This is a genomic window from Streptomyces sp. NPDC031132 (assembly GCF_055570595.1).
This window is the reverse complement of sequence record NZ_JBVIGX010000043.1, coordinates 44,007-52,784: the sequence shown is the minus strand read 5'-3', so window position 1 is coordinate 52,784 and position 8,778 is coordinate 44,007. Positions and strand designations below refer to the sequence as shown.

Genomic DNA, 8,778 nt, shown 5'->3' with positions numbered 1-8,778 from the left:
TCTAAGGCCGGCCCTTCGGGCCGGTGTCCTTCGCCTCGCTCCCGACGGGTTCGGGGTTCCGCTTCGCTCCCCCCGAACGGCCTGCTCCGCAGGCCAGGGTGACCCCGTTTCACGGGGTCCGGGCCTCCGGCCCGTTGGGCGAGTCCGCTGCGCTCCCCCGCCCTTCCGGCTCCGCCTCCAGGACTGAAGCCCGCTTCGCGGGCCTGGCTGGCAGCAAGGTGGGGTGTGTTGGACGTCTGCTGTATCGCGGCTCTCGGTCAGGGCGCGAAGTACCAGCAGTACAGAGGCTGGCGAGAGCCTTCTGCCCTGCGGGCCAGATCTGCCAGCTCCATCAGGATCTCGGCCGCTGTCTCGACTCGCACGCCCTCGTCCTTGACTGCGGCTAGTCCAGCCCATGCACCCGCAACCTCGACGAGCCGGCCACTGCTCGCCTGGACCAGAGCGGAGCACAGCCGGGCAGGAAGCTCGAACACCGTGAAGCCGTCATTCTTCATCGGCACCACATCACGCGAGCCTGTAGCTACACCCCCTGTCAGCAGGACCTCCCAGTCCTCCACCGCATCGTCGGGGTAGAAATCCGCGCACGCGAACGCAGGAAACCCATGCCGGCGCTGCCGCGGCCCGACCTGAGCAGCCACCTCATCATCCGGTGCCACGAAGAACTCGATAGTGATAGGCATAACCCGATCATGCCAGCTCACCCCCCGCAGAGATGATTCATTCTGTTCTCCAGATTGAAACTGGCCTAGGGGGTATGCCGCGCTGAGGCCCAGCTCGCAGAGCGGGCTCGCCGAGCACGGTTCCTGGTCGCGGTGCCCGATCGGCTCCAACTCTCAGCGTGGGGGGGTGGAGTTCGGGTAGGCCGTAGTCTGGTGGCAGCCACCCGTTCTTCTTCCTGGCGATGGTCTTCCGGGTGTGAGGGGGCGGGTACGGGCAGCCGCACATCAGGTCAGGTTCACGCTCGGCCCAAGCCAGTCCGTAGTGGACGGTGCACACCGGCCAGACTGTCTTCTCCTGCGGCTTCGGCCGCAGCGCTGTCGCGGCTTTTCTCTTGCGTGGTGCGGACCTGGGCGGCTGGGGAGGCCGGAGCTTGCAGCTCTCGGCGAAGGCGGTCAGGGATGGCAGGCCAGTACTGCCCAGTGGATCGGCGAAAAGGGGACCGCTGGTACCAGTCACGATGTCCCAGACGCGGCGGGCCGCCATCAGCAACGGACGTGCCCACAGCGGGACCTCGTGGGTCATGCAGCCCCGGCGGAGCCCGTCGTCGTGGAGAGTAATGGTGGCGGCAACCGGGCCCAGGTCGTGGACATGGGCCGTGCGCAGCTGAGTGGTGGACGCAGCGGTGAACACCGCGGTAGCCAGTTGGGCGGCCAGATGAGGATGGGCAGTGGCCCGGTGCAGGCGCCAGGCGACCTCGGCCTCGGTGGTGTGCGGGATCACTGGCGGGAAGAAGTCGCGGTCAGGCGCCAGTGGTGCGCTGCAGCGGCAGGGGCGGGTCGGTTCGTCGAAGGCCAGCAGGGTGGTCAGGGCCGGCAGGGCGATCCAGCGGTTGGCCAGCGGGCGCGGCAGCGGGCAGTCGGCGGTGGAAGGGCTGTCGGCGGCGGGCAGGAGGGCCGTGGCATCGGCGAGGTGGTGGCGGACGCCGGACAGGATCCGGTCCACGCCGGCGGGCAGGCGCGAGGTGTGGACGACGAGGGTCAGCCGCCAGGCCGGTGCGGCGGCGCAGGAGCAGCAGGGCGTCCAGGCGGGGTTGGGTGAGGAAGTGTGCCCGCAGGAGCAGCAGGTGCGTCGTGCCCGTCGCGAGGATCCAGGCTGCGGCGAGGGCCCAGGCCGGGCCGGTGTCGTGCCCGCGGTACCCGGCCACCGGGACGGGCTTGCCCAGAGCTGCCAGGACGTCGTATGCGAGTGCCAGCGTGGAATCGGTACCCGGCGTGGGGTGGACGGTGATCCGGCCCGCCAGCGGGTCATGTGCGGCCAGAGCAGCGCGGGTGTGCACCAGGTCATCGCCCGGGTCGACGATCACGGTCACCGGGGGTGGATCGGGGCAGGTCAGCATGATCAGGCCGCCTGCCGGGAGCTGAGCTTGCTGTAGGACCAGCGCAGGAGCTCCTCGTCCACACGGCTGCGGTCGGCCCGCTGCAGGCCGACGGTGAGATGGTGGGTAATTTTCGCCCAGGCGCGGAAGTTCCCGTGCGCGGCCTCCTGGTCGCAGAGCGCGATGAGCTCCGGATCGGCCCTCGGACCACACAGGGTGGAAGGCGGGGATGACGTCCAAGACCTCGTCCAGCGGCATCCGGCCGATCTCCTGCCACGCGTACACGCGGGACTCCAGCATCGGCTCGCTCAACAGCATCTCGAAGCAGCCGTTCCCGCCGGTGAAGACGATCGTCAACGCGGAATCGGTGTCATCCCAGAGATAGCGCAAATATTCGAAGCAGAGCTTGGAAAGCCACTGCGCTTCATCGCATACCAGCACCCGCGGCTCGACAAGAGCGCCGCGCAGCATCCGGTCGAACTCGATCGCGTGCGCCGGCGGGCGGCCCTGCAGGCCCAGGGCGTAGAACAGCTCATGGCGCAGGTCGCGGGTCGAGGGGCGGGCCCGGAACTGGATCCTGCGCGTCAGCTTCGGGGCGAGCTCGCGAAGCGAGGCGTTGACCGCGAAAGACTTGCCATGACCGGCCTGACCGTAGATGCAGATCATCGCTTGTGCCTCAATCGCGGCCCGGATGTTCTCCCTGGCCGCAAGCAGGGCCCTGGTGGAGACGACCTGGGCGTCGGCCAGACACATGAAGTGGTCCTCGCGCGCTGCGGGGAGCCGTCCCCGGCGGGTGGAAGCAGACATGCCCGACTCACTCCTTGCTGCCGGGACACTCCCCGGCCTCTGGCCCGACTGCGGGCGCAGCGGGCTCCGTGGCGGTCTTTGGGGCACCCGGACCGGACCGCTTGCGCGGACGGGCCCAGTCGGCAGGCGGCTCCCGCGGAGGAATCAAGTCCGGCAGCGCCCGCGCCGCCAGGTCCACCGCCCGGGCCCGGACGATCTCCGCCTCCGCCTCACCCGCAGTCTCACCCGCCGGCCCGGCACGACCGCGGTCGTGGTAGCCGCATAGCGGGCACGGCGCAGCTTCTCCGCCGCCTTCAAGTCCGCTTTCAGGGCATCGGCTTTCCTCTCGCGGACCCGGGACAGCGCGCGGCGCTGAGCCGGTGTCGCGGCCTGGGCGAGATAGGCGCTACCCAGATGCCGGCCCCCACCCTCGGCGGAGAAAACCTCGATCATGCCGTCGAAGTGCGGCAGGTAGCGCAACCGCACCCTGGCCCCGACATGGCCGGCCATCCACGGCGCGATGTAGGCACGCCGCCGCCACGCCACCCCGTTCGTCGTGATCTTCCGGATACGGCCGTCGTCCTCCAACGCAAAGAACGCCAACTGCTCCTCAGGGACATCCTCGAGGGGAGTCGGATCCGCCTCCCACGCCTGCGCGGGTGTCCGGCCGTCAGTGAGGCCGGCCGGACGGTGCTCGGCGTTCCACCAGGCCACCCACTCCAGCAACACCTTCACGAAGTCGGGGTACGCCAGCAGGTCCCCCACCGGGTCGGGACGGTAGGCCTCCGCGGGCCGGGCACGGCGGGTATACCCCGGCAAGGAGACCAGCAGCATCTCCTCCAGCGCACCGTTGAGGGCCTCGACCGTGCCCTTCCGATACGGCTTGTACGCCGGCAGATCATCAACCGGAACCGCGAACCCACCCAAAGCCTTCGCGACCGCCTTCGACAGGAAATCCTTGCCCCGGTCCACCCGCACCCGCCCCGGCAGACCCCCGAACGGCCCGTACGGATCGGCACGGCTGATCCCCGCCCGCAACGCCGCCAGCACCGCATCCCGCGCCGGCTGATGCGGAGTGACCGCCACACCCACGATCACCTTCGACGCCACATCGATGAACCACGTCACCCACGGACACACCGCAGAGCCTTCGAGGTCCACGCGGACCGGGATCCGCTTGTGATCACCCTCCCAACACGCATTGCGATGTGTCGGCGGGCGCTTCCCGTAAACGTCATACCGACGCCGAGCCGCCTCCCCGCCCCTCAACCCCGCCCGCTCCCCCACCGACAGATCCCGCACCACCGCCCGGTGGAACACCGACAGCGACGGCACCGGACCCAACAACGGATCCCGCGCGGCACGGGCCACGAGCTCGCGATGCACCGCGGAGACGTTCCCGCCCCACAACGCCAGCGAACGGCGCATCTCGTCGGTCACCATGAAGCGCGAACGCGTTTTCCGGCCGGTCCGTCCCTCGGAACGAGCAGCCGCCAGCCAGCTCCACACCGTCCGCTCCGACACCTGCAGAGCTCCCGCCACCAAGCGAACGTGCGCACTCGTCAACTCATCGCGCGCGTCCAGAACCAGCAGGCGTGAGACCGCTCCCTCACGTCCCCACCCAGCCGACACATCCAACCCCGCTGAACCGGATCCAAGACCTTCCTCCACCGACCTCACCCCCGAACCGCACGCTCATTACCAGGGGGACGCTGTCCAGGAACCCGAAGACCACACGGACACATCACACGAAACACCCAAACGGGGTATTGGGTCTCACGACAACGTAAGGATCGCGTTCCCAGGGCCCAGCTCAAGCAAGGTGTCTACTCACACAACTGACATGAGTTACCCGCCGCTGGGAAGCGGTGAGGAGAACGATCGACGAGTAAGCACGCCTGGGCTCAACCGGGCGATTGTCAGTGCCAGGAGGGAGGATAAGGGTGTGAAAGGAGGTCTCGTGCCCCAGTCGGATCCTGCTCAAAGCGACGTTTCTCCTGCGCCCAGCGGATGCAGATGGTGCGGCATAGAAGCCTCTGTACATGCCCGGCAATGGGTGGAAGGAGCGGGGTGGCATGCCTGGACAGCACCCACCCTCGCTCAACGCAAGGAACGCATGATCAAACGACGGCAGAGCCGCCGACCGGCGAGCCAGTAGCCAGTGCTTGGACCTCAGTAAAGAACTGTCGCAGCTGTTCGGGTACCTCATGTGCAGTCCGCAGGTTTGTCGCCAGCCCGAAGACCATATCCGGCTTGCCGTTAGGGCTCGTCTCCCCAGCTTGTTCCTTAATCATCCTGAGAATGTCTGAGCTGAACTTCCCTCCTCGATGCGCAGCGAAGTCTGACGCCTTCCAGTTCAGCGGAGCGGCACGGGGCCAGCGTGCATTGGAAGCGGCAGCCCACTGCTCGTCGCTGAACAGCTCTTCCAACTCGTTGTAACCAGCCGCCTCGCCCACATAGGAGACCTGAGTGTGCAGATCGAGGCCGGCTCGGCGGATTCGATCGGGCTTGAACAGCTTGTTGTCCCGGCTGTCGGCGTCGACCATCAGCATCACGGTTCGCTGGTGCTTGACGAGGTAGCTGGCCAGGTGCAGAGCGCCCTCGTTGTTCTCGCATCCCCAGAGAGCAACACCGGCTGCCTGGAGAGACAGCCCCTGCGACAAGCGGAAGAGTAGGGGGATGCTCTGGCGCTCGGTGTCCCCCTCCACTGCCAGGAAGCAGCGTTCATGGAGCAGCACTGAGTTTCGCAGACCGAGGGCGGAGGCGATCTGGCCGAGGTGGAAGTCGATGCCGTCGTGTGAGTCGGCGGCGAGACGTTCGACGACTGTGCGGCCATCGTGGCCGAGCCTGAGATGGACGACATCGGCGATGTCGACGCCGTCGATGAGGTTCATGGAGTGTGTCGCGACGAGCACGCTGACATGCGGCTGCGCGCACTGCTTGCGAATGATGTCCATCACGGTGCGCTGATGGCGGTAGTCGAGGTGCGTGTCGGGCTCGTCATAGACGACGATCGTCTGGGTGGGTTCTTCGACGTCTTGCTCTGAGGCTGCGGCCAGTTCGTTCTTCTCCAGCAGGTTGCTAGTCCACTCCCACACTGCGAGGGCGATACGGCGTGTGCTGCCCTGTCCGGAGCGCGCCAGGTCCACTAGCTCTCCGTCGGCCCGCGAGACGTGCAAGGGGGCCCCCTTGAATCCACCTCTGAAGGAGACCTCCGGCTTGACCTCAACGCCGACGAACTCGGCGCAGTGTTCGCGGATGTGCCGGCACAAGGAGTCAGCCTCCTTCTCCAACCGCTGAGTGATCTCTGCTTCGATCTCCTTCACCCGGCCCTGGACCGTCTCATCCTGCAAGTGCAGCTCGTAGCAGCTGCTCAGCGCCGTTCGGACGGCGTCGTCGGGACTCTCATCCTTGCCTCCGAATGCCAGCAGCCTAGGCAGCCGCTCTACCAGCTTCTTGGGGAGCGGCTGCCACATCTCAGACTGCGGCGATGCCGCCGCATGCACTGCCAGAGCAGCAAGGAGGTCGTCCTTCAGGTTGCCCCTGGCTACAAGATTGAACTCCTCGACCAGAGCTGCGAGTGCCGGTCGGAGCAACCTGCTGAGATCACGCAGGCGCGGGTCGTCGGGCTGCGTTCCCAGGTACTCCAAGGACACGGCTTCGCCCGCTCGGGCTCGACGCCGGATACGCATCACTGCCGGCAGGTCACCCTCACTGCGCTCGGCCAGGTTCAGAGCGAAGGTCCCCTCCACCCAGGTTTCCGCACACCGGCCCGACTCCGAACCACTCCCGACCTGGTACGTACGGTCTTCGTCAACCAAGCGGTAAGTGCCCAGGAGGAAACCGAGCGCTGCCAGCACGCCGCTCTTACCACCGTCGTTGTGACCCGCAAGGATCGTCGGTGAACTGACAGGGATGTCCTCAACGCGGGACAGTGAACGAAATCCGTAGACGGAGAAGCTGTTGAGGTGCACGAAGAGCTGCTCCGTATCCCCGCCCGGACCCCACCAGACGGTTGTGCCTTATGAGTTCGTGCAAGCTGCGCCACTGGGCAGTCATGCAGACCGCTAATACTAGGGTGCTCCAGCGCGGCACCTGAGGTGCTTTCAGTCAGTTCCCATGCCTCTGGGCTTCTTCTCGTCGGAGCAATCTGAGGAGCGGTCCGACTCACCTGATTGCCGGATCGGCAAGCAGGGCAGCTCTTCCAGCATCACGAGGGGGGCTGATGGCACCGAAAAGGTCGTTGACGGCGCAGCTGATGCAGGCGTACCGCGATGCACAGAAGGCCAAGGCAGCAGCTGCCAGGCAGGCAGAGGCTGAACGGGTCCGGCAGGCTCGTGCCGCGGAACGGGAAGCGGCACAGCGTGCCAAGGAGGAGGCGCGGCGGGAGCGGGAGCAGGCGCAGGCCTGGATGCGGGCCAAGAAGCAGAACGAGCGGGCTCGTGCCGAGGAGGCGCGCAAGGCCGATCAGATCGTCCGGGATCTGGAGAAGCGTGAGGCGGCCCGGGTGAGGGCTGCCGAGCAGAAGAAGAAGGCCGCGGCTCGTGAGAAGTCCGAGGCGGATCGGCACGCCAGGCAGCAGGTGAGCGAGGATCTACGCCGCGAGGCCGCGGCGAGGACAGCCGAGCTCGAAAACCAGGTCCAGCGCGTGGAATCCGTGCTCACCACCAGGACTACGGGACTGCATGCTCACCGCCTGCCAGTGGAGGAGGCCCTGGTCAGCGGCGGCCCGGACGCTATGACCGACCATGTCGAAGCCGCGCTCGTCCAGATCGTCTACCCGCCAGGGCTCCGCGGAGTGTGGCGCACCGCGTTCGCGCCGGAATCACGAGAGCTGGTGCTGGAGGTCGAGCTTCCCGGCCAGGCGGTAGTACCAGCGGTCACGCAGTACCGCTACAAGGCGTCGACCCCGCCGACGGTTGTGCCACAGCCGCGGAAGGAAGCCGACACCAAGGCCATGTACAGGGACCTCGTAGCCAGACTCGCTCTACGCGCCATTGACGAGACCCTCGCCGTGACGCCACCCGCGCTGGTCGATGTCGTGGCATTCAACGGACACGTCAACGCCAAGGACCGCGCCACCGGAAAAGCCGTCCGCCCTTGCCTGATCAGCCTGCGTGCCAGCAGAGAGACCTTCGAAGAGCTCGTCCTCGACGAACCAGAACTCGATCCCGTCCAGAGCCTGCGCTACCTCAACGCCATCGTCTCCCAGCACCCGTACGACCTCGAGCCCGTCCGCCCCGTGGTCACCTTCGACCTCACCAAATACAAACTGGCACCCGAACAGGACGTGATCGCCGGCCTCGACAGCCGCCCCGACCTCGTAGCACTCGACCCGATCGAGTTCGAACACCTCATCCGCCGACTGTTCGAAGCAATCGGGCTCAAGTCCTGGGTCACCCAGGCCTCACGTGACGACGGAATCGACGCCGTCGCCCTCAACGAAGAACCCCTCATCGGCGGACTCTGCATCATCCAGGCCAAACGCACCAAAAACGCCGTTCCCGCCGAAGCTGTCCGCGCCCTCGCCGGCGTCATGCACGACAAAGCAGCAGCCAAGGGCATCGTCGTCACCACCGCCTGGTTCGGCAAAGCCAGCCACGACTTCGCCCACCGCACCGGCCGCATGGAACTCATCGACGGCCGACACCTCAAAGCGCTCCTACTCGAACACCTCGGCATCGACGCCCTCATCGGTCTCCCCAAACTCCCACCCGGCTGGGAAACACGAGACCTCACCTAACCCCCGCACGAAGCAGGGGACCATCCACCACACAGGCTGCTCCCCGACAACACAGCAACCGCCGCACATCAGGAGGCACTCACACATCGGCCTACCCACAGACTCGGCGCCAACCCCACCCCCGCTTCAGCTCCGCTCTTCACTGGTAAATCGGCGTCAAACCGTCAGTAAAACCATCCCCGCCGCTACAAAGCAGCAGGTCACAGGGCCGCAA

The 8,778-nt window shown here is 66.7% G+C and carries 4 protein-coding genes and 1 pseudogene; 1 reads left to right on the top strand and 4 read right to left on the bottom strand.

Annotated elements, in window-relative coordinates; genetic code table 11:
• Positions 1-257: 257 nt before the first annotated feature.
• From ACZ49B_RS35040 to ACZ49B_RS35025, 4 genes and pseudogenes are all read right to left on the bottom strand, one after another.
• On the bottom strand, positions 258-680 hold the full coding sequence (locus ACZ49B_RS35040; RefSeq protein WP_468314167.1) for a hypothetical protein: 423 nt from the start codon (positions 678-680) through the stop codon (positions 258-260).
• 779 nt (positions 681-1,459) lie between these two features.
• Positions 1,460-2,842 (bottom strand): AAA family ATPase, encoded by a 1,383-nt coding sequence (locus ACZ49B_RS35035; RefSeq protein ID WP_468314165.1) that lies wholly within the window; start codon positions 2,840-2,842, stop codon positions 1,460-1,462.
• A 7-nt stretch (positions 2,843-2,849) separates the two neighbouring features.
• Positions 2,850-4,453 (bottom strand): annotated as a pseudogene (locus tag ACZ49B_RS35030) (Mu transposase C-terminal domain-containing protein).
• Positions 4,454-4,941: 488 nt separating this feature from the next.
• Positions 4,942-6,795, bottom strand: coding sequence for an ATP-dependent nuclease (locus ACZ49B_RS35025; RefSeq protein WP_468314162.1), 1,854 nt, complete (start codon positions 6,793-6,795; stop codon positions 4,942-4,944).
• Between the two features lie 251 nt (positions 6,796-7,046).
• On the opposite strand from ACZ49B_RS35025, the gene ACZ49B_RS35020 reads away from it, so the two are divergent.
• On the top strand, positions 7,047-8,564 hold the full coding sequence (locus ACZ49B_RS35020) for a restriction endonuclease (protein WP_468314160.1): 1,518 nt from the start codon (positions 7,047-7,049) through the stop codon (positions 8,562-8,564).
• Positions 8,565-8,778: the final 214 nt, after the last annotated feature.

Excerpts from the sequence above, each read along its gene's own strand:
- ACZ49B_RS35040 (WP_468314167.1), bottom strand. The coding sequence starts at position 680 with ATGCCTATCACTATCGAGTTCTTCGTGGCACCGGATGATGAGGTGGCT.
- ACZ49B_RS35035 (WP_468314165.1), bottom strand. The coding sequence starts at position 2,842 with ATGTCTGCTTCCACCCGCCGGGGACGGCTCCCCGCAGCGCGCGAGGAC.
- ACZ49B_RS35020 (WP_468314160.1), top strand. The coding sequence starts at position 7,047 with ATGGCACCGAAAAGGTCGTTGACGGCGCAGCTGATGCAGGCGTACCGC.